Origin of the sequence: Lactonifactor sp. BIOML-A5 (genome assembly GCF_009677585.1) — a bacterium.
Classification (GTDB): Bacteria; Bacillota; Clostridia; order Lachnospirales; family Lachnospiraceae; genus Lactonifactor.
In genome coordinates this window covers 20292-44090 of the sequence record NZ_WKYV01000042.1, presented here as the reverse complement: position 1 = coordinate 44090, position 23799 = coordinate 20292, and the positions used below count along the sequence as shown (strand labels likewise).

Genomic DNA, 23799 nt, shown 5'->3' with positions numbered 1-23799 from the left:
ATCTAGCCTAATATCCCATCTTAACTTTCCCAGCATCTAGTACTACATAATCTTCAACAAAACCGCCCGCTTTTACTATTGCTCCTGCATTAACATGAGAACATTTTCCTATGACAACATCATGATCAACAATAGCACCTACAGAAACAATTGCCCCATCTTTGACAGTACTTCGTGCATTAACGATTGCCATTGGCTCGATCACGGATCCATCTCTGATTTCAGCAGAAGGACTAATATATGCTGTTGGATGAATTAAACAAGGCACTCTATATCCTGCTCTCAGTAATCGTTCTATTATTTGTCCTCTAAAGTGGTTATTTCCAATTCCACAAAACGCATTCTCATATTCCAAAAACTTCTCGATGTCATCTATCTTTCCAATAGCTCCATCATAGTTGTCATCTAGAAAATCTATTCTTTCATATCCCAAACTCTGAGCTATTTCAAACACGACCTGCCCGTGTCCACCGGCTCCAATTATTAATAATGATTTCATACCTTTATATTTCTATCTATATATTGACATTTATTTTGTATTGCATTATATTTATTTTATGCAATACATTTGTATCGCATTTATCAATAAAAATAAACCACTTATAACGACCAAAAGCCCATAAGGATTAAACCTCATGAGCTTTGGTGTACCTCCATTCCGTTGTATTTACTCTTCTTAATGTGGGTCAAAAATAAGAGTACCCAAGAAGCCATCACTCCTTCGGGACACTCGTTATCGTTGACCATTTTAGAGTTTTTTACTAAAATGGAAACAAACCAAAACTCGTGAAACCCGCATAAAATAAGGACTTTTTCCTGGTTGTCCCTATTATGCCACCATCACAACTAATCCACCAAAAAAATAATGATGTCAATGTCACGCTTCACATACTTTTCATAAAAACTATCTTTAATAATCAGAATCATCTACTACGTCCAAATGTCCTCTGACACCATCTGAATTTTCCTGTTCATCTTCATTATCTTCAAAGATTACTTTTTTACCCACCATCGGATTTTTCTGTTCTTTATAATTCTTATATGTACTATCACCTTTTTCTTCTCCAGTTTGTTCCTCATACGCTTTCACAAATATCGCAGTCGCATCACAATGGTTTGCTACTGATGCGGATGCCGTGTAAGTATATGCCGGTACAATCACTTCATCTCTTGGTTTAACTCTAAGAATTTTCAAGTCCAATTTTTCTGCTACAGTAACTGAATTTAAGCATACCTGCTTTTTCGTACGACAAAATTCTGCTATACATCTTTCCAGTTCTTTTGTTTTGGTCCTGCAGTAATCCATCATGAACGAAGTGTTTCTGCCACTTCTGCAATCTCCAATTTGGATATATCCGGCGTGCTGTATGCTATGGTGCTTTTTATATTGTCTGCCATAATTTATGTTACTCCCTCTTGTTTGTTCTTATATCTATATTCTTAGTCCTAAACATAATCTTACTCCTTCGTTTATGCGATTTAGAAATCTTATGCTACAGTTTACAAATATTTGTCAGAATATTGCTGCTTGCGATATATGCAGATTCTACATTCATCAGTAATTTCTCTGCAATTTCAGAAAGGATACTGAGCATTGTTTCCAGCAATTTTACAACTGGTGTATACTGATTGAGCGCCTATATGCATAGCAATAAACTTTACAGATTGCCAAAGCTTTTAAAACAAATTAACACCCACCAGAGACAGCATTCTTACAAATATGATTTTCCCTGCAGAAAGATATACCTCTGCACACAGATAAACAAAAAGGCCATGTAAACTGTGAACAATAACCGGATACATCATTAAATGCCCACATACTTCCAAAACTATCCATATACTCATTTACATACCCGGGCAGCCTTGACGCAAATATACATACTACTGATACAGCCACCTGCTGGAGTATTTTCGTTACTGGCAGCTTATCCGATCCTCCACATAACACCACCAAAACAGCCGCCACAAACCCATAAATAATCTCATCCTTCATAACAAGCATCCGATGCACATTGTGGTCTTTTTCTGACATACTGAAATATTGTCTGCCATTATTGTTCACTTATTTTCCATAGCTTTTCATTACTTTTATTGTTACCATTGTCCTACCCCATGTAAAAATCGGAGAGTCTGTTTTTTATATTTATTTCAGTCATAGTAAAAGGTTACAGCTTATCAATCCTTCCTGATATAATTGCCTCCTTTTTATTCCTTAGACTTCATGGAATCATCTCTTCTGCCTGCAGCATATGCACTATTTCGTCATAGCACTAACTTTATGCACTGCAAAGTTATTCTTAACCCTAGCTAAAGGCTTATCCCTTAATTATTCCCCTCAGGATGATACGTCGGCACTATCTCCGCCACGATCTCCTTCATCTCCCCGCTCTCCCTAAAACTAGCCTCATCCAACTGCCGCAGCTTCTTCTTAAACCATTCGTCATCCATCTCAATAGGCTTCCCGATATGTATCAGCTCGTTTTCTGTCTCCTGCAGCCCTTCTTCTTCCATCAGAAGCTCTTCGTACAGCTTCTCTCCAGGCCTCAGTCCTGTATAAACCACAGGGATATCCACATCCGGCACATACCCGGACAGTCGGATCAGGTTCCTTGCCATATCATCAATCTTCACCGGTTCTCCCATATCCAGGATAAAAATCTCGCCACCCTTGGCGTAGTAGCTGGCCTGCAGCACCAGGGACACCGCCTCCGGAATGGTCATGAAATACCGGATCACTCTCTTATCCGTCACCGTCACCGGCCCTCCGGCCGCAATCTGCTTTTTAAACAGCGGGATCACACTTCCGTTGCTCCCCAGCACATTGCCAAACCGGACTGCCACAAAGTCTGTATTGGCATGCTGCCGGTTCATCATCTGCACCACCATCTCACACAACCGCTTGGAAGCCCCCATGATGTTGGTAGGATTCACCGCTTTATCCGTAGAGATAAGCACAAACTTCTTTACCCCGGCCCGGCAGGCTGCCACTGCTGTTTTGTAGGTGCCCAGTACATTGTTTTTTATCGCCTCATTCGGGCTGTCCTCCATGAGGGGCACATGCTTGTGGGCCGCTGCATGGAATACGATATCCGGCCGATAGGTATTCATAACCCAGTTCAGTCGGTTCGTGTTTCTAACGGATCCAATCAGGGCAACCAGATTCAATTCCTCCTTGGGGTAAGTCCTTAAAAGTTCCTGCTGAATATCATACGCATTATTCTCATAGATGTCAAATAAAATGAGCTGCTTCGGCTCTGCCTTGGCGATCTGCCTGCAGAGCTCACTGCCGATGGAACCTCCGCCTCCGGTAACCAAGACCACTTTCCCGCCGATGGCATGGAAAATTTCTTCATTATTTACCTTTACCTGTTCTCTTCCAAGAAGGTCTTCCACTTCCACGTTTCTTAGCTGACTGACCTTCACCTCCCCCTTCACCAACTGGTAGATGCCCGGGAGGGTCTGGAGCTTACACCCTGTATGCTTGCATATATCAAGGATCTCTTTTCTGTCCTTCGCGGTCGCTGCCGGTATTGCCAGGATAATGCTGGTAATGTGATGCTCCTTCACCATGTCCGGAATATCATTTCTGCCCCCAACAATGGGGATCCCCTCTAGCAAACGTCCTTTCTTGGAAGGATTGTCATCAATCAGACAGCATACCTTTGAATTCAGACGCCTGCTGTTGAATAATTCCTTTAACAGCATCTGTCCGGCGGAACCTGCCCCGATAATCATAATCCGATCCCTTATGCCAGGACCATCCTGCCGGCTCCGGCTGGTATACAGCCGTAAGAGTCTGTAGGAAAACCTGATTCCTGTTGTCAGGCACAGGCAGATAATATATCCCATGAAATAGTAGGATCTGGGCATGCGCAGATGCATAAACAGCATGCCAAAAATTTGAATGGGCACTAGAATTATGTATGCAGCGATGATTCTTCTCACCTCTGCAACACTAGCCAGACGCCAGATGCTGTGATACAGACGGCAGGCATAGAATACCACCACCGTAGATATCACCCAAAAGGGCATAGACCAGAGATACCCCTCAAGGTAAACTCTTGGTATTTTAGAAAACACAAAGTCAAACCGCATAAACAGCGCCAGCATATACGATGCCAGAACTGCCAGTATATCCATGAATACAATCACTAGAGCTCTCTGTATCCATACATTATCTTTCTTATTTTTAACACTCATAAATTATCCCGCCTCTTGCTTTATCCCACGAAAAACGGCGATGCTTTGACACACCGCCACCTTTCCTATCCTTTCTCTTTGGTTCTGTTCCTTTTTGCATATACAATGATGCCCGCAAGCGCTGCAATCCCGGCCGCTATAATAGCCAGATTGGGATCTACAGCCGAACTGAGGGATGTAACTGCCTGTTTGCTCACTTCACTGTTTCTGGCAAAGATAACCAGAACAGACCCCCAGGTTAAGCAGGCGATGCTGCCCAACACTGCCGCTGTCTTTAAAAACCATTTCATACTTTCACCTTCTCCTCCGTAAAAACTCCTTATGATTCCTCTTACTTTTTTTGTTTTTTGCGCACAAAAAAAGAGCTTATGATTCGCATTTTTCTATAAGCTCTCTCACGATATCTTTTGTAAGACAATTTTTTAAGTGATGCCATGATATTGTGCAACTGGCTGCCATACTCTTTGTAAGCTTAGGCCCTCTAGCTTTGCGCCACCAGCTTTCACTGATTTTGCCGGAGCTGTATCTTTTGCATTTCTGCTATTCTATTAACAGCAGTTTTTCCTAGTGTACTTTGAAATACTTGCATTTTTATTAAATCTAGTATAATATATTAATAGTTATTTAGCAAGAAGTCATATGAAATTCTTTGTTCTTGCAGAGTACATTAGTGTACACATTAAAACACTTGATTTATTTCGTTTATTTGTTATAATATACCTAGCTATTTTAGCATAAATTGTCGCATTTTGCAGAGTACAGAGAAGTGTACATATATAATCTTATATGTACTCTTTTTTTATTTTCTGCTTTTTTCGCCTGTTTATAGTTGAAGTTGCTTAACTTTTTTGAAGAAATAGCTTCTGCTTATGTCTAATTTTTCCAATGCCTCCTCGCAGGTTATTTCTTTTTTTCTCCATTTTTTTACAATGTCTGCAAATCCTTCCGGTATTGGTTTTTCGGCCCTGCCGAACCGGACGCCCCGCCGTTTGGCTTCCGCGATGCCTTCAGCCTGGCGCTGGCGGATGTTTTCCCGCTCTGTCTGGGCCACATATGACAGGATCTGGAGGACCAAGTCTGCGATGAATACTCCGGTAAGGTCATTTCCTCTTGTCCGGGTGTCCAGAAGGGGCATATCCAGCACCAGTACATTTGCCCTCTTTTCTTTTGTGAGAATCCGCCACTGCTCCAGGATTTCATCGTAATTTCTTCCCAGGCGGTCAATGCTTTTTACCAGCAGCAGGTCTCCCGGCTTTATGCGGCGCATGAGTCTTCGGTAAGCCGGCCGGTTAAAGTCTTTGCCGCTTTGTTTGTCAATAAAGAGCTGATTCGGCGGGATGTGATACTCCTTCAGGGACGCCAGCTGCCGCGCCTCGTTCTGATCCTTTGATGATACCCTGATATAGCCAAATACTGTTTCTGACATAAAAAAACCTCCTTATTACCATGCAATTTATTCCTTATTATATTTCTTTCATAAATTCCTGAAAAATATGCGGATAAACAGAGAAGGCCATATAAGATTCTTTCGCAAATAGTTTACCATGTACAGATAACAATTTTTTTGTATTTATCAAAATATTTTTGCTAATTCTATTTGGAACTCTCTCTACAGTATGTTATAATACCTCTAAGCAATGATTTATTTATAAGAAAGGAAGGGATGTATATGACCATCGGAACGAGTATCCCCCGTGTGGACGCCTATGAAAAAGTCACCGGCAGAGCACAGTTTACGGACGATATGATTTTGGATAAATGTCTGGTCGCCAAAGTGTACCACGCTTCTATTGCAAATGGCCGTGTAGTATCCATTGACACCAGTAAAGCGGAGGCCCTCGAAGGGGTAGTGAAGGTAGTTACCTTCCGGGACGTGCCTGACACGAAGTTCCCCACTCCCGGCCATCCCTGGTCTGTGGAGCCGGCCCATCAGGATGTGGCTGACCGGAGTCTTCTCACCGACCGGATCCGCTATTACGGAGACGATATTGCCGCTGTTATTGCGGAGGATGAGGTAGCTGCTTCCAGGGCCTTAAAGCTCATTGAAGTAGAATATGAAGAGTATCCGCCTGTCACGGATCCGCTCACTGCCATGAAGGGCACCACGCCTCCGGTGCACGAGGAAAAGCCGGATAATATTCTGGCACAGAGCAATTATGAGCTGGGAAAGGTGGATGAGGCACTGGAAGCATCCGATGTCATTGTACGCGGAACCTACGACACTCCCATCATACAGCACTGCCATATAGAGAATCCTGTCTCCTACGCGTATATGGACAAGGGACGGATTGTGGTAGTGACCTCCACCCAGATCCCTCATATTGTAAAGCGGGTCATCGGCCAGGCCCTGGGGATTCCCTGGGGGAAGGTGCGGGTGATCAAGCCTTACATCGGCGGGGGCTTTGGGAATAAGCAGGATGTGCTCTACGAACCCCTGAATGCCTTTCTCACCACCCAGGTGGGAGGACGGACCGTGAAGCTGGAACTTACCCGGGAGGAAACCTTCTGCAACACCAGAACCCGCCATTCCATCCACTATGACCTTGTTATGGGAGTTCGTAAGGACGGACGGATACTGGCCAAGGATATGACTGCAGTCTCCAACCAGGGAGCGTACGCCTCCCATGGCCATGCCATTGTGGCAAACGGAGCTACCGCCTGGAGGCATATGTATGAGGTATCGAATGTGCGGGCCTCTGCCTATACAGTGTACACCAACTGCCCGGTGGGCGGCGCCATGCGTGCGTACGGAATTCCCCAGTTTGCCTTTGCAGGGGAATGCTTTATGGACGACGCGGCATACAAGCTGCAGATGGATCCGCTGGAATTCCGCAAAATGAATGTATACAAAGGGTTCTTTGCCGATCCCTTCCTCACTCCTATTGCAGCTAATACGAATCATGTGGTGGACTGTATGGACAAAGGTGCAAACTATATTCACTGGAAAGAAAAGAGAGCGGCCTATGCCCGCCAGACCGGTCCCATCCGCCGGGGTGTGGGGATGGCAATCTTCAGCTATAAAACCGGCGTATGGCCGATTTCCCTGGAGATCTCCGGCGCCCGGCTGGTGCTCAACCAGGACGGCAGCGTGCAGCTGATGGTGGGCGCCACAGAGATCGGCCAGGGCGCGGATACTGTATTTACCCAGATGGCCGCGGAGACCCTGGGCCTTGACCCTGCCGATGTACATATCCAGACCAACCAGGATACAGACGTGACGCCCTTTGACACAGGAGCCTATGCTTCCCGTCAGTCCTATGTCACCGGGAATGCAGTGAAGCAGTGCGCCCTCCAGCTGAAGGAAAAGATTCTGGCCTATGCCAGAACACTCCTTAACGATACCGACAGGGAACTGACACTGGACCGGAAGATGATTTATATGGATGGGGAAGAGGCTATTTCTCTGGAGGAAGTGGCTATGGAGAGCTATTACAGTCTTACGAACTCTTCCGCTATCACCGCAGAGGTATCTCTGCAGACAAAAGACAACGCCCTCTCCTTCGGCGCCTGCTTTGTGGAGGTGGAGGTGGATATGAAGCTGGGCAAGGTGAAGGTTCTGGATATTATCCAGGTTCACGACAGCGGCACGCTTTTAAATCCCCGGCTTGCCACAATGCAGGTCCACGGCGGAATGTCCATGGGGCTGGGCTACGGACTGTCGGAGCAGATGCTTATAGATCCCAAGACCGGCCGGGTGTTAAACGGTACCCTTCTGGACTACAAGCTTCAGACCGCTCTGGACGCACCGGATCTGGCCGTGGAGTTTGTGGAGGAGCCGGATCCCACCGGACCTTACGGGAATAAAGCCCTAGGTGAGCCTCCGGCGATTCCCACAGCTCCAGCCATCCGCAATGCGGTGCTCCACGCCACAGGGGTTGCTGTTAACTCGAATCCTCTGACACCCCAGAAACTCATTGATGCCTTTGACCAGGCAGGATTACTATAGAAGGAGGGAAAGGCCATGTATGATATTACAGGCTATTATGAAGCAAATACCATCGATGAAGCCGCTGCCCTTCTGGCAGAACACCCCGGCGCCAGGATTATCTGCGGGGGAAGCGATGTGCTCATCAAGACCCGGGAGGGGAAGATGTCCGGCTGTGAGCTGGTATCCATACGGAAGATACCCGAGCTGTACGGTGTAGTTCTCACAGAGGACGGAGATATCCGCATCGGCGCAGCCACTACCTTCAGCCATATTACCGGGGATCCCGTGATACAGAAATATATTCCCGTATTGGGGGAAGCCGTGGACCAGGTAGGCGGTCCTCAGGTGCGCAACATCGGAACCATCGGAGGGAATCTCTGCAACGGAGCGGTGAGCGCGGACAGTGCTCCCACGGCCTGTTCCCTTGAGGTGCTTCTGGAGATTGCCAGTCCCAGGGGGATGCGGACCGCTTCCATTCAGGACTTTTACTTAGGTCCCGGCCGTGTGGATCTGAAGCAGGATGAGATTCTGACCCACATTGTGGTTCCCAGATCCCATTATGAGGGATACAGCGGATACTATATTAAGTATTCCATGCGAAATGCCATGGATATTGCCACCTTAAGCTGCTCCGTCCTCTGCAGGGTAGAGCCTATGACCCGGGTACTGGAAGATGTGAAGATTACCTTCGGTGTCGCCGCTCCAGTTCCCCTCCGGTGCAGAGCGGCTGAGGAAAAGCTGAAAGGGCGTGTTGTGGGAGAAAGCCTGTACCAGCTGGCAGAGGATGCGGTGCGTGAGGAAATCAATCCCAGGGATTCCTGGAGGGCTTCGAAGAAGTTCCGCCTTCAGATCGGCGGGGAGATTGCCCGCCGGGCCCTGGAAAAAGCAGTCAAGAGACAGGAGGGCTAGATCATGGATAAACAGATGCAGCTGGTACGATGTACCGTGAACGGAAAAGAAATCGCTGAGTATGTAGATGTGAGGGAATCTCTGCTGGATATGCTGAGGAACCGGCTGGGGCTTACTTCTGTGAAGAAGGGCTGTGAAGTGGGGGAATGCGGCGCCTGTACCGTTATCATCGACGGGGAAACCATTGATTCCTGTATTTACCTGGCCGTGTGGGCGGACGGCAAAAACATACGCACCCTGGAGGGGCTTGTGGGACCAGACGGAGAGCTCACACGGATCCAGGAGGCGTTTATCGAGGAAGGAGCTATTCAGTGCGGTTTCTGCACCCCCGGCTTTGTGATGTCTGCCACGGTTCTCCTGGAACGTGGGGAAAAGCTCACCCGGGAAGCCATCAAAAAGCACATGGCAGGGAATCTCTGCCGATGCACCGGGTACCAGAATATTGTGAATGCGGTAGAGAAGGTGATAGGAGAGAATCTGGGATAAAGCCTCAAAAAAAGAGCCGGACGTCATGCGCGCGTCCGGCTCTTTTTCTGAGGGCAGTTTCTACTTTAACATAGCCTTTAACTCTATAATCTTTTCCTCAATTTTTTTTATGACAGCAATAAAGCTTTCCTCCCCCATTCCCGTAGGATCTGGTAACTGCCAGTTATCATCAAAGTCTCTTCCGATATATGGACATTCCACCTCACAACCCATGGACACTGCAATATCCGGGCTGGGGATCTCTGATATAAGCTTTGAATACTGGGTCTGTTCCATATCGATTCCATAGAGTTCTTTCATAATCCTTACTGCGTCCTGATTAATCTGCGGCTTTGTTACGGTTCCCGCGGAATAGCTTTCAAAAGCATCTTTGGCCAGATGTTTTCCCAATGCTTCCGCAATCTGGCTCCTGCAGGAATTGTGGACACAGAGAAACGCAACCTTTTTCTTCATTAACCCCATATTCTCATCCTCCTTATAACACTAAGAATTGAAATGCGTTAAACAAGTATCCCATAAGAACGATCCCTGCCGTACAGATTCCGATGAAAAGCCCCAAAAGTTTTGGCTTGACGGCTTTGCGGAGCATGATCATGGACGGCAGGCTAAGTGTGGTAACTGCCATCATAAATGCCAGAATAGTACCCAGCTGCGCGCCTTTATACAGCAGAGCTTCTGCTACCGGAATGGTTCCGAAAATATCGGCATACATAGGAATCCCAATCAGTGAAGCAAGAACGACTCCAAAGGGATTGTTACTGCCCAGAACCGTCTCTACCCAGCTTTCCGGTATCCAGTTATGAATGATCGCGCCGATTCCCACGCCTGCCAGGATGTAGGGGAACACTTTTTTAAAGGTGGAGATCAACTGCTCCCTTGCGTAGGACAGCCGTTCTTTCTGTGTCAGAGACGGAGCTTCGATATCCACTCCCCCTGCTTCGCGGATAAATTCTTCTACATAGGGTTCCATGTGAAGCTTTTCAATTAAAGTACCGCCCGCCACGGCAATCACCAGCCCTACAGCAACGTATATAACCGCTACCCTGCTGCCGAAAATACTCATTAACAAGATCAGACTCCCGAGATCCACCATGGGAGAGGAAATCAAAAAGGAAAACGTGACCCCCAGGGGAAGTCCCGCGCTTGTAAACCCTATAAACAGAGGGATGGATGAGCAGGAGCAAAAGGGTGTCACAGTACCCAGCAAGGCAGCCATTGCGTTGGCCCAGATTCCATGGAAACGTCCCATAATCTTTTTGCTGCGCTCCGGCGGAAAATAACTTTGTATATAAGAAATGAAAAAAATCAGGATGCACAACAGAACTGTGATTTTCAGAACGTCATAAAGAAAGAACTGAACACTGCCTCCCATCCGTGACGCTGTATCCAGCCCCGCGCCGTTCAGCAGCCTGCCAATCCATTCATTCAGCCACTTCATCCCAAGTATCTGTTCCTGGATAAACTCCCATATCACTTGCCGTCACCCCCGCCTTTACAACAGGACAGGCCTTCTATAAATGTTTTAAATCCCGTCAGTGTGTCGCAGTTCAGAGAATAATGGCTCCACTTCCCTTCTTTCCGCGCTTCCACCAACCCGCATTCCCACAGGATCTTCATATGGTGAGACAGCGTTGGCTGCGTTATTGCAAACTTCTCCAGCAGCTGGCAGCCGCATTTTTCCCCATCAGACAGCATCTGCACAATCTGCAGACGGTTTGAATCCCCAAGGGCTTTGCATATCAATGCAATATCCATCGTATTCATATATTCACCTCACATAGATATTTGTCTATGTGTCCATTGTAGATGACATATAGATGTTTGTCAATATATTTCTACATAAAAGCAGTTCACTCTCTTTCATCCCATGCTCTCAATATCGTTCCGTAACCTGATTGGCAGAGCGCCGCCCCTGCTCATACCTATTATTTGCCGGGATATACGTACTGTCCATGTTTCTTTGATTTTTCTCCATACTGAATGGAGAACCGGGGACACCGGTGCAGGCACCCCAGACACATAACACACTTCTCCCTGGTCCACACAGGGATCCCTTCTCTCAGGGTAATGGCATCCGCCGGACATTTCTTTTCACACAGGCCGCAGCCGATGCAGCTGTCCTCCACCCGGAAGTGGGCTGTCCTGCGCTTTGTATCATAAGTCTTATAGTAGATTTTGGACGCAAAATCGGGAATTCTGTGACGCATATAATTCCCCGGGAACCTCAGGCTTATCTTATCTGCGGTCTGCTGTATCTCTTCTTCGGCTTTTTCATTGATTCTTCTTACCTTTTCAGGATCTGACAAATCAAAGATCGGCGTCCAGGAATCCGGCATTTTTACGGAATAGTATGCAGCAAAGGAATAGCCTTTTACTTTCAGGTATTCATTTGCCCGCTTTCCCGACTGGCCTGTGGTGGTTCCGTAGGTAGTCACAAAGTAAAAATAGGTATTGTCCTGCGCCTCCACCTCCCATTTTTTCAGGAATTCCATTACGATGGCCGGCAGTCCCCAGCAATAGGTAGGGGATATGATGCCGATCCGTTCTTCCCCGGAGACCTGATAAGCAAATTGGTTTTCTTTCACACACTCTGTGATATCTTTCAGCTCTTCACCTGTTTTCTTTCCAATGACTTCTGCCGCATGCTTTGAGTTTCCAGTTGCGGAAAAATAAAAAATCACTTCTCACACCTCCCTTTACCGGGGACACTGGTAGCGCACTTTGTTCACACTCTTCGTCCCGTATTCAATGGCTTCTGCCGGACATTTGCAGATACAGGCCATGCAGTGGGTGCAGGTATTCCCCCACACAGGCTTTTTATCCTTCAGGGAGATATTGTTGAGAGGGCACTCTTTGACACACCGTCCGCAGCCTGTGCAGGTATCCTCTGCCCTGAACTGTTTTGCCTTCACGATCAGAGGATAAAATACATCATTCACAAGGGAACTGTCTATTTTGTCCTTTAATGTGACCGTCTTCCCGGGAAACGGCGCTTCTTTTCGAATGATATCTGCCGCCGCCTGGATGGAGGGCTCCGCCTGTTCTATGATCCGTATTGCTTCCTCTTCCTTTGGAGCCTCATACAGGGCAATATAGTTTTCCGGCATGACAATCTCCGCTGCACCCATATACCTCCATTTTTTCTGCTCACAAAGCCGCCGCAGATATTTGCCGGCATTCCCGATGCTGCCCCCGCAGCTCATAACGAAATAGGCACGGGGATTCCCGGTGAAAGATGTACGGCGGATCCACTCCTCTGCCACCCTGGGGATCCTCCAGGCATACGTGGGCACCACAAACACCAGGCTGTTCTCAGAGTGAATTTCAGAAATATCTTTCTTCCGGATGCGTTCGTTCATGGAAAGAATGCTGTCTCCTGTGATCCCGGCAATCTTTTTGGCAATGTAAGCGCTGTTTCCTGTTCCTGAAAAATAAAATATCATACGGTACACTCCTCCTCTTATTCTTCCCCGCTTCTGTCGGGCACTGACTTCATAATTGCCCTGATATGGGCGCATAATTCCATGATCTTTCCGATTTCATTGTCACAGGGATCCAGATAATAATAGATGCAGGTCCCTTCTTTTCTGGATTTTACCACGCCGGCGCCTTTTAGTATCTGCATATGATGGGAAACTGCAGGTCTGGACAGGTTTGTCTTTTCCGCAATGTCAATCACCCTGCTTCCGCTGCAGTCGCATTCCAGCATAATACAGAGCAGGTGCTGCCTGTTGCTGTCTCCCAGAGCTGTCAGAAGCTTTTGGCAGCTGATAAATTCCTCCTGTAGTTTCTTTATGTCGTCTGCCTTATGTTCCATACCCGGCTCCTTTCTGTTTAAGTGTTTAAACAGTTGTATTATATCACAATTTTTTTCTTCTGGATCATCGGTAAAGAATTTCGAGACGGAGGTGAAAAAGCAGAGGCCGGCCTGTATTATTCCTTCAGCTTTCCGTCCCGTACGGTAATGATTCTGCTGCTGCTTTTGGCCGCTTCCGGGGAATGGGTGACCATGATAATCGTCTGTCCCCTCTCCCGGTTAATCTCTTCCAGCAGGGACATGATCTCTGCCCCGGTCCGGCTGTCCAGGTTTCCCGTGGGTTCGTCCGCAAAGAGGATCTCCGGCCGGCTCATAAGTGCCCGGGCAATGGCCACCCGCTGCTGCTGTCCTCCGGAAAGTTCCCTGGGGGTATGCTTTCGCCGCTGGGTAAGCCCCACCAGCTCCAGCATCTGGGCAAGCCGGCCGCTGTAATCCACAGCCCGCTTTCCGTCCAGAAGCAGAGGCAGCATAATATTTTCCTCCGCGTTCAGATTGGGAATCAGGTTGTAGAACTGGAATACAAATCCAATCTTTTGCCGGCGCATCCTGCTCATATTTTCATCGGACAGACCGGAGATGTCCGTGCCGTTTATGCAGACATCTCCCTCTGTAGGTCTGTCCAGTCCCCCCAGGATATAGAGGAGCGTACTCTTTCCGGAACCGGATTCCCCCATAATGGAGACAAATTCTCCGCTGCAGACCTTCAGGGAGATCCCGTCCAGTACTCTGACTCCCTCCCCGCCCACGCTGTATTCTTTTACAATATTTCTGCACGCTACGGCTGTCTTTTCTTTGAATACTCTCATCTTCTATTCCTCCTGACTGCTTATTCATATTTAATTTCTTCCACGATTTTCATTTTTCTATTTTTAATCAGGGGCACCAGGCACCCTGCCATGTTCACTGCAATTCCCATAGCTCCTGCCGCCAGAAAAACAGACCCATGCAGCCTTGGCTGCATAGCAATTTTAGGTCCTGCCACAAGGAAAATGGTCTGTATTTCCACATAAGAGACTGCAACCGCAGCTGCAGCACCCATAAGTCCGGCCGAAAATCCTTCGAGCAGCGTCATCCTTACGTACTGGCGGCGGCTCTGGCCCACGGATTTGTACATGGCCGCGGTGCGCCGGTTTTGGATATATTGAATCAGCAGATTGTTGATCACCCCTGCGGCTGCCAGAAACAGTATAAAGTAAGTCATACTGTGCATAGGCTGAAGGAATGCCTCCACAGTAGACAGCGCGTCCTGGTTGAATTCTTCTGTGGTCCGGCTCCAGTTGGAGGTTTCTCCGAAGAGATCCCGGATCTGTACCATAATCCCATCCGGATCCCGGGCGGTATAGGCCAGCAGTCCATACCTTTCTTTGCCGAAATCAGATACAGCCATAGAAGCGGGAATGATTGCCTCCACATCTGTGGCGCGTGACTTGAAGCTGCCGGTCACCGTATAGGGATAGGAGACGTCTCCATCGGACAGGGTAAGTGTATCCCCCAATGAGAGGTCCCTTTGTTTCAGGCACTCTTCGCTGAGAAGAACTGCCCGCTTATCCCGGAAGGCGGCCGCAGCCTGCGTCTCCATCCCTTCCTCTGTATAAGTCAGCCCGAACATGGAGCTGTAGGCTTCCAGATCCTCTGTAGCCTCTGCCCGGGGCAGGGGTGTCTGATCTGCTGCAATTTCATTATTATATACATAGACTGGAACCACACGGTGAATGCCCTCCATATGTTCCACCTTTTGCACAAATTCCCGGTCCATGGGCCCGTCTGCAAATCCCTCCAGCTCTGCGTCCCGGAATACATCTGTGATATAGGCTGTTACAAAATCTCCCACCACTTGAATGGCTATCACTGCGGATATGCTGATAAACAGCAGAGTGATGTTCTGGACAATGCTCTTATTTCCCTTAAGATCTCGTGCGGCGAGCCTGCCCTCATTCCCAAACAGAAGGCCGTACAGGCGTTCCAGGCCCATGGAGCAGAGATCTGCAAAGAGAGGAATCACCAGGATGGCTGCAGCAATCAGGCCCAGAAGAGAAAACACTCCCGCAGCGTACCTCATGGTACCTGAGACCAGCCGGGGAAGGGCAGCGGATGCAAGAAAGAGAGTTGCACCGATTCCCATGGTAAGACGGACGGGCCGGGTCTTCTCTTCTGTTTTCCCCAGCACTACCTCTTTCACAGGCAGGCGGCCGGCCCGGGATGCAGGGATCCAGGCGCTCAGGAGAGAAACCGTGACCGCCGCAGACAATGACAGGATAATGCCTAAAGGCGGGCAGACTGCGGGAATCTCAATTCCTCCTGACAGGGAGCTTCCCATCCCACGGAGGATTAACTTCAGCACAAGGATACCGGCGGGTATCCCCAGCAGCCCCCCGATGCTTCCGTACAAAAGGCTCTCCAGCAGCAGTATGCCTGTTACTGTCTTCCTGGGCGCCCCGATGCTCCGGAAGGTTCCGATAATGGGCAGACGCTCCAGGGTGATCACCTTATAGCTGCTGTAAATGATAAAAACGCTCATGGTCAGAGAGAAAAAGCTGATGAGAAAAAAGGGCATGGATTTCTGCCTGGCGCCGGCTTCGATGAGTGATTCATCTGCCGCTTCTGACACCTCACAGATATCCCCCGGGAGAGCCTCTTTCAGATCTGCGATCAGCGCTTCCCGGCTTACCCCTTCTGCAGGCTTTACAAGAATCTCGCTGTACCCTGTTGTCTTCCCCAGGATCCCGGCCAGATCCGGGAGGGATAAAAGTGCGGTGGCCCCTCTTGTCTGCCGCATGAACAGGGTATCATAAGCGGCAATTTCTGCCACCGTAAAGCTTTCAGGGTTCCCATTTACCCTGAGGGTAACAGTATCCCCTCTCTGAATTCCGAACTTTGAGGTAAAACGGTCCGGAAGAACAATCTGCCCGGGAGAGAGCTCGCTCAGTTCCCCGCCGTCCGTCAGGCGGGGTTTGTTGATATTCTCCAGCTGTCTCAGTTCTGCGGCAATAAGATCCACGGTCTCATAATACCCGCTCTCGTAATACACGGAACTTCCTTTTAAAATCCCTGCTTTTGCGCCCACAGAGGGCAGATCTGGAATCAGGGCACCGTCTATGCTCCCGCTTTCCCCTGCGGGACGAACCACAGCGGCGGCACTCCCCGATATTCCCCGGGCCATTTTTCTCTGTGCGCTTTCATAGGATGCACTGATGGAACACGAGACAAACAGCAGGGCAGATGACAATATAACGGACAACAGCATGACCGCAGTTCTTGTCCTGCGTTCTTTCACATTCGTTAGAATGTATTTCATAATGATTTTCAAATGAACACCTCCTGTACGCTGCTCCTGTTTTTTGTTTCTCCGTAGAGGATCAAAAAAGGCCGGCAGCTATCATACCATAATGATAAACTGTCAGCCTTAAGCTGAGTTTCAGACAACCTTAATTAACCTTAAGGGAAGGGAAAACGGATGAGGAAGGTGGTTCCTGTACCCGGAATGGCGGACGCCTCAATGGTTCCCCCGTGAAGCTCTACAACTTCTTTTGCGATAGCAAGACCCAGGCCTGTGCCCTCTTGCCCCTGTTCTGTGATCCTCCCCCGTACGTACCGGTCAAATGCTCTGGCAGCCTCCCCCTCTGTCATTCCCCTGCCGTTGTCGGACACTGCTATCTCAAGATTCCCATCCCCGGCAGATACCTTGAGTGTCAGTTCTGTTTCCGAGTCTCCGTGTACGAAAGCATTTACCATAAGATTCAGAACGGCCCGTTCCAGCAGCTTCCGGTCAAAGGAAACCGGCAGTTCTTCTTCTGTGCATACAAAATGAATCGTCCGGTCCTGGTATTTTGGATCGTTAAGCAGGCAGATAACCAGTTCCCTCAGAAACCGCACCAGGTTCTGTTCTCTAAAATCCATAGGCAGACTCCCGCTTTCCAGCTGATAAATAACTTTCAGATCATCCATCAGGCTTTCCATACGGTCCACATTTTGAAGCATTACTTTAGCATAACGCCTGCAGTCTTTCCCCGCCTTTTCTCCCTCGTCTGCTAAGATCTCCGCATAGCCACGGATGGGAGACAGAGGAGTCTTCAAATCGTGGGTGATGCCGGCGATCCATGCTCTCTGCATATCCGCAGTCTCCTCCCGGAGACGGTCGCTTTCCTGAAGTTCCCCGTACATGGCATTCAGGCTGTCATATAGCTCCCGGTATGTTCCCCTCCCCTGAATGGGAAGGTAACGGCGTTGTGAGATATCTCTGATGCATTCGGCCAGATGTCTCATGTTCCCGGCAGTCTTAAGCCCGTACAGAAGGCCGGCCAGAAGGACTGCGGCGAAAAGAATTCCCGCGGAGGCCAGGACCATAGCCTTTCCCCCTGTAAATCTGTCTTTATTTACATACATGGTAATTTTCTCTACTTTTATGGGGAAATGCAGGAGATACATGCAGGTCTTCTCCCCCTTTCCTGCGGTTCCCACATAGACAGCTGTGTCAGACTGCTTCAGGGATCCGGCTCTGTCAATCTGCAAGAGCTCTGCCTGGGTGTAAGCTTCCTTTGCCTTTGCGGGCTTACGATAGCTTGTTATCTCCTTTCCTTGAGAGTCCAGGATCTGCAGCCCAATCTGATTCTTTTGGAGAAGCTCCAGTCCGGATGACTTCACACGGGAAATCTCCCCTTCGGGGACTACCTGTTCCTTAAATGCTTCCCCAAAGGCTGCGGGCCAGTCACTTCTAACAGTCCCTCCCCCCGGTTTCTCCAGGGTAATAAGGGAATAGGAAAGACCGATCGCCGCCGCGGCTGTAACCAGCAGAGCAGTGAGGAATATCAGATAAATATGGAGCATGGTGCGGTAGCCGGATTTTCTCATTTACTCAGTCCTTTTCTTTAATTTGTAGCCGAGGCCTTTTACTGTGACAATCTGCCGGGGATCGGAGGGGTTGTCTTCCAGCTTTTCCCGCAAATGTCGGATGTGAACCATAATCGTATTGTCACAGATGCTGCTGTATTCTCCCCAGACCTGTTCATAGAGGCGCTCTTTGCTGATAATACGATCTGTATTTTCCATAAGGCACAGGAGAAGAAGATACTCCCGCCCGGTCAGGCTCAGCTCTTCCCCATTTTTATAGGCGCGGCAGCTCTCCGTGTCCAGGGTAAGAGGGCCTGCTTTTAAAAGGACAGAACTCTGAACTGTGTTCTGGTACTGCTGGCGGCGCAGCTGCGCTTTGATCCGGAAGACCAGCTCTCTGGGGCTGAAGGGTTTGGTAATATAATCGTCTCCACCGGCGGAGAGCCCCAGAATCTTGTCTATATCTTCATTTCTGGAGGACAGAAACAGGATGGAGCAGATAGAAAATTCACGTATTTTCCTGCATAATTCGATGCCGTCAGTGTCCGGGAGCATCACGTCCAGCACTGCAGCATCCGGATGGAATTCCCGGCAGATACGCAGAGCTTCCTCCCCGGTATACGCTTTTTGTATCTCCTGAAAGCCGTCCTTTCGAAGTACTTCCTCTATCAGGTCCAGCACATCTTTTTCATCGTCTATCAAAAGGATCCTGCTGTTATTCATGTCCATCACCCTTCCTTTTTTGGGGATTTTCTCTGCTACTCGTCCATGCTGCCGGATCGGAAGCCTTCCAGATCCAGGGTCACGTAGGAAAATCCCAGCTGTTTGATATGTTCTGCCGTCCCCCGGACTTCCCCCATAAACCGGGGGAAGTCTTCCCTGTCAATCTCTATTCTGGCTATGCTCCCGTGGACACGGATCCGCACATTGGCATAGCCTTTTGCCCGGAGATATGCCTCTCCCTCTTCAATCTGCCTCAGAACCCCTGGCTCGATCCTTGTGCCGTAGGGAAGGCGGGTGGCCAGGCAGGGAGTGGAAGGACGCCTTGCCACAGAGATTCCCATCTCCTCCGCCCACTGACGGATCTCTTCCTTTGTGAGCCCTGCCCGGGCCAGGGGGCTTTCGATGCCCAGCTCCCGGATGGCCTGAAGGCCGGGACGGTACGAAGACAGGTCATCGTGGTTGGTTCCTTCCAGTACGTGGGATATGCCGTTTTCCCGGGCATAATCCAGGATGTGCCCAAACAGTGTTTTTTTGCACAGATAACACCTATTTTGGGGATTTTCCAGAATCTCTGGGTTATCCAGCTCGTTGACCTCAATGATGTGGTGGACAGCCCCTGCCTCCTCTGCCACACGTTTTGCAATCTCCACGTCGCATCGCGGGTGAAGGACCGTGTCAAAGGTGACTGCGTGGACTTTTGTCCCGTGCCTTGCCGCACTTTCTGCGGCCAGACAGAGGAGCAGGCTGCTGTCTATGCCCCCGGAGAAAGCAATGCAGATATCTTCCTTCGCAAAAGTGTCTGTAATCTCTGTGAGCCGTTGTCTCTTATCTTTCATTCTTCTGTCCTTTCCCCGGGTTCTGCCGCCTTTTGTATCTCATCATAGGCTGCTTTCAAGGAAATCCCCGCTTTTTTGCTAATCTCTTTTACGCTGGAGTATTCCGGATAATAGTAGCGCTCTCCGTGATGGCTGCATACCTTTACCTTTGCGGTTCCCCAGGGGGTGTCTGCGTCCACGAATTCTCTCTCTAGGACTCTGCGGCTTTCCTGATACCTCCGAAGTCCGATGCTGGTGGTCTCCTTGAAAATGAGATTTTCCAGGGATTCTCTCATGTCCTCCCTGCAGATTACCTGCAGCATATAGCCGGGGCGGTTCTTTTTCATTCCCACGGGAAAGCAGCCGGCATCCAGGGCGCCTGCGTTCATCAGCTGTTCTATGGTATAGCCCAGCTGTTCTCCGGTGCAGTCGTCTACATTGGTCTCCAGTACCCAGACGCTCTCCTTGGGTGTGTCTTCTTTCCTGCCTTCTTTTGTGCCTTCCTGACCGGAGGACTCTTTGGTTTCCAGAATCATAGCCCGTAATATATTAGCCTGGGCAAATTCCTTCTTTCCCGCCCCCATACCGATTTTTTTCACCACAAACTGCTCCGGCAGTGCAACCTCCGTGCGCAGAGCCGCCGCAATAGCAGCGCCGGTAGGGGTAATCATCTCGCCTTCATTCTCGGTTATCTTTACCGGCAATTCGTACCTTGCCATCATTTCCAGAACCGCAGGAGCCGGAACCGGAATTCTTCCGTGCTGGCACCAGGTGGTTCCCGTACCTTCATGGAGCACAGACACCGCCACCCGGGAGATTCCCAGATCGTGAAGGCATACTGCGGCAGCCACAATATCAACAATGGAGTCCACAGCCCCCACCTCATGGAAGTGAACCTCCTCCAAAGGCATGCGGTGAACCTTGGCCTCCGCCTCTGCTACCACACGAAAAATTCTTTTAGCCATCTCAAGAACCGGTTCCTCCAGACAGCTTTCCTGAAGCATCCTGCTGATATCGCCGTAGGTGCGGTGTTCATGGTGGTGTGTATGGAAGTCTCCGTGAGTATGTTCCCCGTGATGGTGATGACCGTGGGTGTGCTCCCCATGGGACGATTCATCCTGGAGAATCACGTCGAAATCACAGGCGTCAATGCCGCATTTTTTAGCTCTTCCCACTTTGAGCTCGTATCCTGCCACAGGGAGTTTAGCCAGTTCCCGCCGGAGGATCTCCTCTCTGGCCCCCAGATCAAGGAGTGCGCCTACCGTCATATCCCCGCTGATGCCGGAATAGCATTCCAGGTATAGTAACTTGTCAGATTTGCTCATAGAATATTCTCTCCTTTGTATGTTGGGGACAGGGCAGGTGCAAAAGGGGACGTGTTCTTTCTGGAAAGAACACGTCCCCTTTTGCACCTGCCCTGTCCCTTTTTATTCTTGTACTATCTTATCATTAATGATACAATTTATACAATAGCATTTGCGAAATATCGCAATCTAATATATTAGGAGGTTTTTATGGAAATGTCAAAAGTGTATTATACCAATCTCCGGACTCGTATCGGAGATAACCTTCTTCAGAAGCTGGAGCGGCTGATTAAGACAGCGGGAATTGGGGATATTGATTTCGAAGACAAGTATACCGCTATTAAGATGCACTTCGGAGAGCCGGGGAATCTGGCCTTTCTCCGCCCGAATTATGCGAAGACGGTGGCTGATGTAATCAAAGAGCTTGGCGGAAAGCCCTTTCTTACTGACTGCAACACCCTCTATGTAGGCGGGCGCAAGAATGCGCTGGATCATATTTCCAGCGCTTATCTGAATGGATTTTCTCCTTTTTCTACAGGATGTCATGTGATAATTGCTGACGGCCTGAAGGGGACAGACGATGTTCTGGTTCCTGTGGAAGGAGGGGAATATGTAAAAGAGGCCAAGATTGGACGGGCCATTATGGATGCGGACGTATTTATTTCCCTGACGCACTTTAAGGGGCACGAGGCCACAGGTTTTGGGGGTGCCCTCAAGAATATGGGAATGGGCTGCGGTTCCCGGGCCGGTAAGATGGAAATGCACAGTGCGGGCAAACCCCATGTAGCCCGGGAACTCTGTGTAGGCTGTAAGATGTGCACCAAAATGTGCGCTCACGACGCCATCACGGTATCTGAAAAAAAGGCTTCCATCGATCACAACAAATGTGTGGGCTGCGGACGCTGTATCGGTGCCTGCCCAAAAGATGCGGTAAAGGCGGCAACGGACGAGTCCTACGATATTCTCAACCGAAAAATCGCAGAATACACCAAGGCTGCCATTAACGGACGCCCGAACTTTCACATCAGCCTTGTGATGAACGTTTCTCCCTACTGTGATTGTCACGGGGAAAATGATGCGGCCATCGTGCCGGATGTAGGAATGTTTGCCTCCTTTGATCCGGTGGCTCTGGATGTAGCCTGTGCCGATGCCGTAAACGCACAGCCGGTGCTGGCAAATACATATCTGGCGGAATGTGACCATGAAGGACATGATCACTTTGGCGCTATCTTCCCTGAGACGGACTGGAAAGCGGCCATTGACCATGCGGTGAAGCTGGGCATTGGACAGAAGGAATATGAGTTGGTAGAAGTAAAATAGGGATAAACATTTGGAGGGGAGAAGAGCTGTTTCAATGCACTTCTCCCTTCCTTTCAGGTCTGCTGTTTCACTACATCTGTTCCCTCATCATTTGGATCATCTTGTCCATTGTACCCAGGGAAGATTTTGTCAGTTTAGTGCCAAAGTATTGGCAGGTTTCCTTTAACGCCGCAGCTATCCATGGATTTCTGTACCTTACGGCCTTTGCCCGTCCGTTCTGCTCTGTGAATGTGCAGAAAAACTGCAGTGCTTTTTCCGCCAGATTCTCCTCAGGTTTTATCGGCTCCATATGAATTATATAGTCTGAAATCTCATCCATAATCACAAGCAGCAGGGGATTCACCGGTCTGTCATATGCTTCGTCATGTATAGCGCCATTCATATATACAAAATCCATAGAAAGCTCACAGTTGATTTTGGGCTTTTTCCTGAGCCGTCCTTTCTGAATCTCATCTGAAAGCTTATATTCCGGATATGTCCGCTTCGTTATTGGACGGGGAACCGCAAATGTATTCCATTCTTCCCTCTCCTTGTTATAGCGTCTGTACATCATCTCTCCGTTGTCCCAGTTAATATGTATCCGATCTTCCCTCACCGCACGGACCGACATGAACAAATTTTTAAACGTCTCCAGCAAAACCATTACTTCTCTTTCATCCGGGAGGTACGGCGAATACCGTTTTTTGAAAGACTCAAAGTAAATCCAGTTGCCTCTGCCTCTGAATTTCAGTCCCAGGTTTTTAATAATCTCCTTCTGTTCCCTGGACACTTCCTCGCGGTCCCCAAAGTAACAAGTGAGACAGTTCTGATCACTCATAGCATATTCCGGGGAGAATCCATCTTTGTCAGAAGTTGCCAGCATATCAAAATCCTCTAACCCTCTAAATCCTTCATAGACACTGATTCCGCAGCAGACACCCCCTCTACCCATAATACTGCAGAAAACAGGTTCCTCCCCCTCCGCAAGCTCAATCGCAACTATATCTGAGTCCCAAAAATAATTCCATGGTTCCAGGGCTCTCAGATTCAGGGTAACATCATATAACTCGTGCCATAAATCAAGGGATGCTTCTTTTCTCATATAAATCTCCATTCCGCGCGCCTTCGGGCGCGGCACAAATAGTAATGAAAGTGTTTCCACCTTCTAGTTTACGTGTTACAATAGACTTAATTATAAGGCATCCCGGCATCAATGTCAGATGCATCCACCCGTTTGCTATTGATGTGCAGGTGCGCCTCGTTTTACCAAGGTGGGAATACTCTTAATTCGGTTCACTATGTGAGCCTTTTTTTGTGTCTATCTCACGTTTTTGGCTTAATTTACTTTCTTTCACACTAACTCTCCTGCTTATTTAAAATTTGACTTTTTTCTATTGTAACGGGAATTCTCAGGAATAGCAACATAAATTCAAAAGGGACAGGGCAGGGGGGAAAGTGGGACGTGTTCTTTCTAGAAAGAACACGTCCCAC

23 protein-coding genes and 1 riboswitch are annotated in these 23799 nt (G+C 48.7%); of the genes, 4 read left to right on the top strand and 19 right to left on the bottom strand.

Going from position 1 to position 23799, the window contains the following annotated elements:
- Positions 1-7: 7 nt before the first annotated feature.
- The 6 genes from GKG41_RS21725 to GKG41_RS21700 form a co-directional block, all read right to left on the bottom strand.
- Positions 8-499 (bottom strand): PglB, encoded by a 492-nt coding sequence (locus GKG41_RS21725; protein WP_154262310.1) that lies wholly within the window; start codon positions 497-499, stop codon positions 8-10.
- A 411-nt stretch (positions 500-910) separates the two neighbouring features.
- Entirely contained in the window at positions 911-1309 is a 399-nt protein-coding gene (locus GKG41_RS21720; RefSeq protein WP_243141092.1) for an aminotransferase class I/II-fold pyridoxal phosphate-dependent enzyme, read from the bottom strand.
- Positions 1310-1687: 378 nt separating this feature from the next.
- Positions 1688-2032 (bottom strand): hypothetical protein, encoded by a 345-nt coding sequence (locus tag GKG41_RS21715; RefSeq protein WP_154262307.1) that lies wholly within the window; start codon positions 2030-2032, stop codon positions 1688-1690.
- 290 nt (positions 2033-2322) lie between these two features.
- On the bottom strand, positions 2323-4200 hold the full coding sequence (locus tag GKG41_RS21710) for a nucleoside-diphosphate sugar epimerase/dehydratase (RefSeq protein WP_154262304.1): 1878 nt from the start codon (positions 4198-4200) through the stop codon (positions 2323-2325).
- Between the two features lie 65 nt (positions 4201-4265).
- Complete coding sequence (locus GKG41_RS21705; RefSeq protein WP_154262296.1) at positions 4266-4490, bottom strand: hypothetical protein; 225 nt, start codon at positions 4488-4490, stop codon at positions 4266-4268.
- Between the two features lie 150 nt (positions 4491-4640).
- Positions 4641-4726, bottom strand: a riboswitch (cyclic di-GMP riboswitch).
- 297 nt (positions 4727-5023) lie between these two features.
- Positions 5024-5626 carry a recombinase family protein gene (locus GKG41_RS21700; protein ID WP_154262293.1) on the bottom strand — a complete coding sequence of 201 codons (603 nt, stop codon included), beginning with the start codon at positions 5624-5626 and terminating at the stop codon, positions 5024-5026.
- Between the two features lie 243 nt (positions 5627-5869).
- Here GKG41_RS21700 and xdhA point away from each other — a divergent pair, with 243 nt between their 5' ends.
- The 3 genes from xdhA to xdhC are packed head-to-tail and all read left to right on the top strand — an operon-like array spanning position 5870 to position 9523.
- Positions 5870-8146, top strand: a complete 2277-nt coding sequence (gene xdhA, locus GKG41_RS21695; protein ID WP_154262290.1) for a xanthine dehydrogenase subunit XdhA — start codon at positions 5870-5872, stop codon at positions 8144-8146.
- Between the two features lie 15 nt (positions 8147-8161).
- The gene (gene xdhB / locus GKG41_RS21690) at positions 8162-9037 is read left to right on the top strand and encodes a xanthine dehydrogenase subunit XdhB (RefSeq protein ID WP_154262283.1); all 876 of its coding nucleotides are present in this window, start codon (positions 8162-8164) and stop codon (positions 9035-9037) included.
- Positions 9038-9040: 3 nt separating this feature from the next.
- The gene (xdhC, locus tag GKG41_RS21685; RefSeq protein WP_154262280.1) at positions 9041-9523 is read left to right on the top strand and encodes a xanthine dehydrogenase subunit XdhC; all 483 of its coding nucleotides are present in this window, start codon (positions 9041-9043) and stop codon (positions 9521-9523) included.
- Between the two features lie 60 nt (positions 9524-9583).
- Here xdhC and GKG41_RS21680 read toward each other — a convergent pair whose 3' ends face one another.
- From GKG41_RS21680 to larC, 12 genes are all read right to left on the bottom strand, one after another.
- The gene (locus tag GKG41_RS21680) at positions 9584-9985 is read right to left on the bottom strand and encodes an arsenate reductase ArsC (RefSeq protein WP_154262278.1); all 402 of its coding nucleotides are present in this window, start codon (positions 9983-9985) and stop codon (positions 9584-9586) included.
- Between the two features lie 13 nt (positions 9986-9998).
- A complete protein-coding gene (locus GKG41_RS21675) occupies positions 9999-10961 on the bottom strand; it encodes a permease (RefSeq protein WP_154262346.1) in 963 nt (320 codons plus the stop codon).
- 32 nt (positions 10962-10993) lie between these two features.
- A complete protein-coding gene (locus GKG41_RS21670; RefSeq protein ID WP_154262276.1) occupies positions 10994-11287 on the bottom strand; it encodes a metalloregulator ArsR/SmtB family transcription factor in 294 nt (97 codons plus the stop codon).
- A 161-nt stretch (positions 11288-11448) separates the two neighbouring features.
- Positions 11449-12204: an EFR1 family ferrodoxin gene (locus tag GKG41_RS21665; RefSeq protein ID WP_226904383.1), complete on the bottom strand. Its 756-nt coding sequence runs from the start codon at positions 12202-12204 to the stop codon at positions 11449-11451.
- A gap of 15 nt (positions 12205-12219) precedes the next feature.
- Positions 12220-12966, bottom strand: a complete 747-nt coding sequence (locus GKG41_RS21660; RefSeq protein ID WP_154262274.1) for an EFR1 family ferrodoxin — start codon at positions 12964-12966, stop codon at positions 12220-12222.
- A gap of 17 nt (positions 12967-12983) precedes the next feature.
- A complete protein-coding gene (locus tag GKG41_RS21655; protein ID WP_154262271.1) occupies positions 12984-13340 on the bottom strand; it encodes a metalloregulator ArsR/SmtB family transcription factor in 357 nt (118 codons plus the stop codon).
- 116 nt (positions 13341-13456) lie between these two features.
- Positions 13457-14146 (bottom strand): ABC transporter ATP-binding protein, encoded by a 690-nt coding sequence (locus GKG41_RS21650; protein WP_154262267.1) that lies wholly within the window; start codon positions 14144-14146, stop codon positions 13457-13459.
- Positions 14147-14166: 20 nt separating this feature from the next.
- A complete protein-coding gene (locus GKG41_RS21645; RefSeq protein ID WP_173015682.1) occupies positions 14167-16647 on the bottom strand; it encodes an FtsX-like permease family protein in 2481 nt (826 codons plus the stop codon).
- A gap of 128 nt (positions 16648-16775) precedes the next feature.
- Positions 16776-18188 (bottom strand): HAMP domain-containing sensor histidine kinase, encoded by a 1413-nt coding sequence (locus GKG41_RS21640; protein WP_154262264.1) that lies wholly within the window; start codon positions 18186-18188, stop codon positions 16776-16778.
- Complete coding sequence (locus GKG41_RS21635) at positions 18189-18896, bottom strand: response regulator transcription factor (RefSeq protein ID WP_347563383.1); 708 nt, start codon at positions 18894-18896, stop codon at positions 18189-18191. It lies immediately after the preceding gene.
- Positions 18897-18925: 29 nt separating this feature from the next.
- Entirely contained in the window at positions 18926-19726 is an 801-nt protein-coding gene (larE, locus tag GKG41_RS21630) for an ATP-dependent sacrificial sulfur transferase LarE (protein WP_154262257.1), read from the bottom strand.
- Positions 19723-21030, bottom strand: a complete 1308-nt coding sequence (gene larC, locus GKG41_RS21625) for a nickel pincer cofactor biosynthesis protein LarC (protein ID WP_154262248.1) — start codon at positions 21028-21030, stop codon at positions 19723-19725. The genes larE and larC overlap by 4 nt, the downstream gene beginning before the upstream one ends.
- A gap of 189 nt (positions 21031-21219) precedes the next feature.
- Between larC and GKG41_RS21620 the strand changes: the two genes are divergently transcribed.
- On the top strand, positions 21220-22329 hold the full coding sequence (locus tag GKG41_RS21620) for a DUF362 domain-containing protein (RefSeq protein WP_154262241.1): 1110 nt from the start codon (positions 21220-21222) through the stop codon (positions 22327-22329).
- A gap of 70 nt (positions 22330-22399) precedes the next feature.
- Here the strand turns inward: GKG41_RS21620 and GKG41_RS21615 are convergent, their stop codons facing one another.
- Positions 22400-23410, bottom strand: a complete 1011-nt coding sequence (locus tag GKG41_RS21615; RefSeq protein ID WP_154262238.1) for a hypothetical protein — start codon at positions 23408-23410, stop codon at positions 22400-22402.
- Between the last annotated feature and the right edge of the window lie 389 nt (positions 23411-23799).

What these genes read in the sequence shown, in the direction of transcription:
- GKG41_RS21725 (WP_154262310.1), bottom strand. Translation starts at nt 499, where the DNA reads ATGAAATCATTATTAATAATTGGAGCCGGTGGACACGGGCAGGTCGTG.
- GKG41_RS21720 (WP_243141092.1), bottom strand. Translation starts at nt 1,309, where the DNA reads ATGATGGATTACTGCAGGACCAAAACAAAAGAACTGGAAAGATGTATA.
- GKG41_RS21715 (WP_154262307.1), bottom strand. Translation starts at nt 2,032, where the DNA reads ATGTCAGAAAAAGACCACAATGTGCATCGGATGCTTGTTATGAAGGAT.
- GKG41_RS21710 (WP_154262304.1), bottom strand. Translation starts at nt 4,200, where the DNA reads ATGAGTGTTAAAAATAAGAAAGATAATGTATGGATACAGAGAGCTCTA.
- GKG41_RS21705 (WP_154262296.1), bottom strand. Translation starts at nt 4,490, where the DNA reads ATGAAATGGTTTTTAAAGACAGCGGCAGTGTTGGGCAGCATCGCCTGC.
- GKG41_RS21700 (WP_154262293.1), bottom strand. Translation starts at nt 5,626, where the DNA reads ATGTCAGAAACAGTATTTGGCTATATCAGGGTATCATCAAAGGATCAG.
- xdhA (WP_154262290.1), top strand. Translation starts at nt 5,870, where the DNA reads ATGACCATCGGAACGAGTATCCCCCGTGTGGACGCCTATGAAAAAGTC.
- xdhB (WP_154262283.1), top strand. Translation starts at nt 8,162, where the DNA reads ATGTATGATATTACAGGCTATTATGAAGCAAATACCATCGATGAAGCC.
- xdhC (WP_154262280.1), top strand. Translation starts at nt 9,041, where the DNA reads ATGGATAAACAGATGCAGCTGGTACGATGTACCGTGAACGGAAAAGAA.
- GKG41_RS21680 (WP_154262278.1), bottom strand. Translation starts at nt 9,985, where the DNA reads ATGGGGTTAATGAAGAAAAAGGTTGCGTTTCTCTGTGTCCACAATTCC.
- GKG41_RS21675 (WP_154262346.1), bottom strand. Translation starts at nt 10,961, where the DNA reads ATGAAGTGGCTGAATGAATGGATTGGCAGGCTGCTGAACGGCGCGGGG.
- GKG41_RS21670 (WP_154262276.1), bottom strand. Translation starts at nt 11,287, where the DNA reads ATGAATACGATGGATATTGCATTGATATGCAAAGCCCTTGGGGATTCA.
- GKG41_RS21660 (WP_154262274.1), bottom strand. Translation starts at nt 12,966, where the DNA reads ATGATATTTTATTTTTCAGGAACAGGAAACAGCGCTTACATTGCCAAA.
- GKG41_RS21655 (WP_154262271.1), bottom strand. Translation starts at nt 13,340, where the DNA reads ATGGAACATAAGGCAGACGACATAAAGAAACTACAGGAGGAATTTATC.
- GKG41_RS21650 (WP_154262267.1), bottom strand. Translation starts at nt 14,146, where the DNA reads ATGAGAGTATTCAAAGAAAAGACAGCCGTAGCGTGCAGAAATATTGTA.
- GKG41_RS21640 (WP_154262264.1), bottom strand. Translation starts at nt 18,188, where the DNA reads ATGAGAAAATCCGGCTACCGCACCATGCTCCATATTTATCTGATATTC.
- GKG41_RS21635 (WP_347563383.1), bottom strand. Translation starts at nt 18,896, where the DNA reads ATGGACATGAATAACAGCAGGATCCTTTTGATAGACGATGAAAAAGAT.
- larE (WP_154262257.1), bottom strand. Translation starts at nt 19,726, where the DNA reads ATGAAAGATAAGAGACAACGGCTCACAGAGATTACAGACACTTTTGCG.
- larC (WP_154262248.1), bottom strand. Translation starts at nt 21,030, where the DNA reads ATGAGCAAATCTGACAAGTTACTATACCTGGAATGCTATTCCGGCATC.
- GKG41_RS21620 (WP_154262241.1), top strand. Translation starts at nt 21,220, where the DNA reads ATGGAAATGTCAAAAGTGTATTATACCAATCTCCGGACTCGTATCGGA.
- GKG41_RS21615 (WP_154262238.1), bottom strand. Translation starts at nt 23,410, where the DNA reads ATGAGAAAAGAAGCATCCCTTGATTTATGGCACGAGTTATATGATGTT.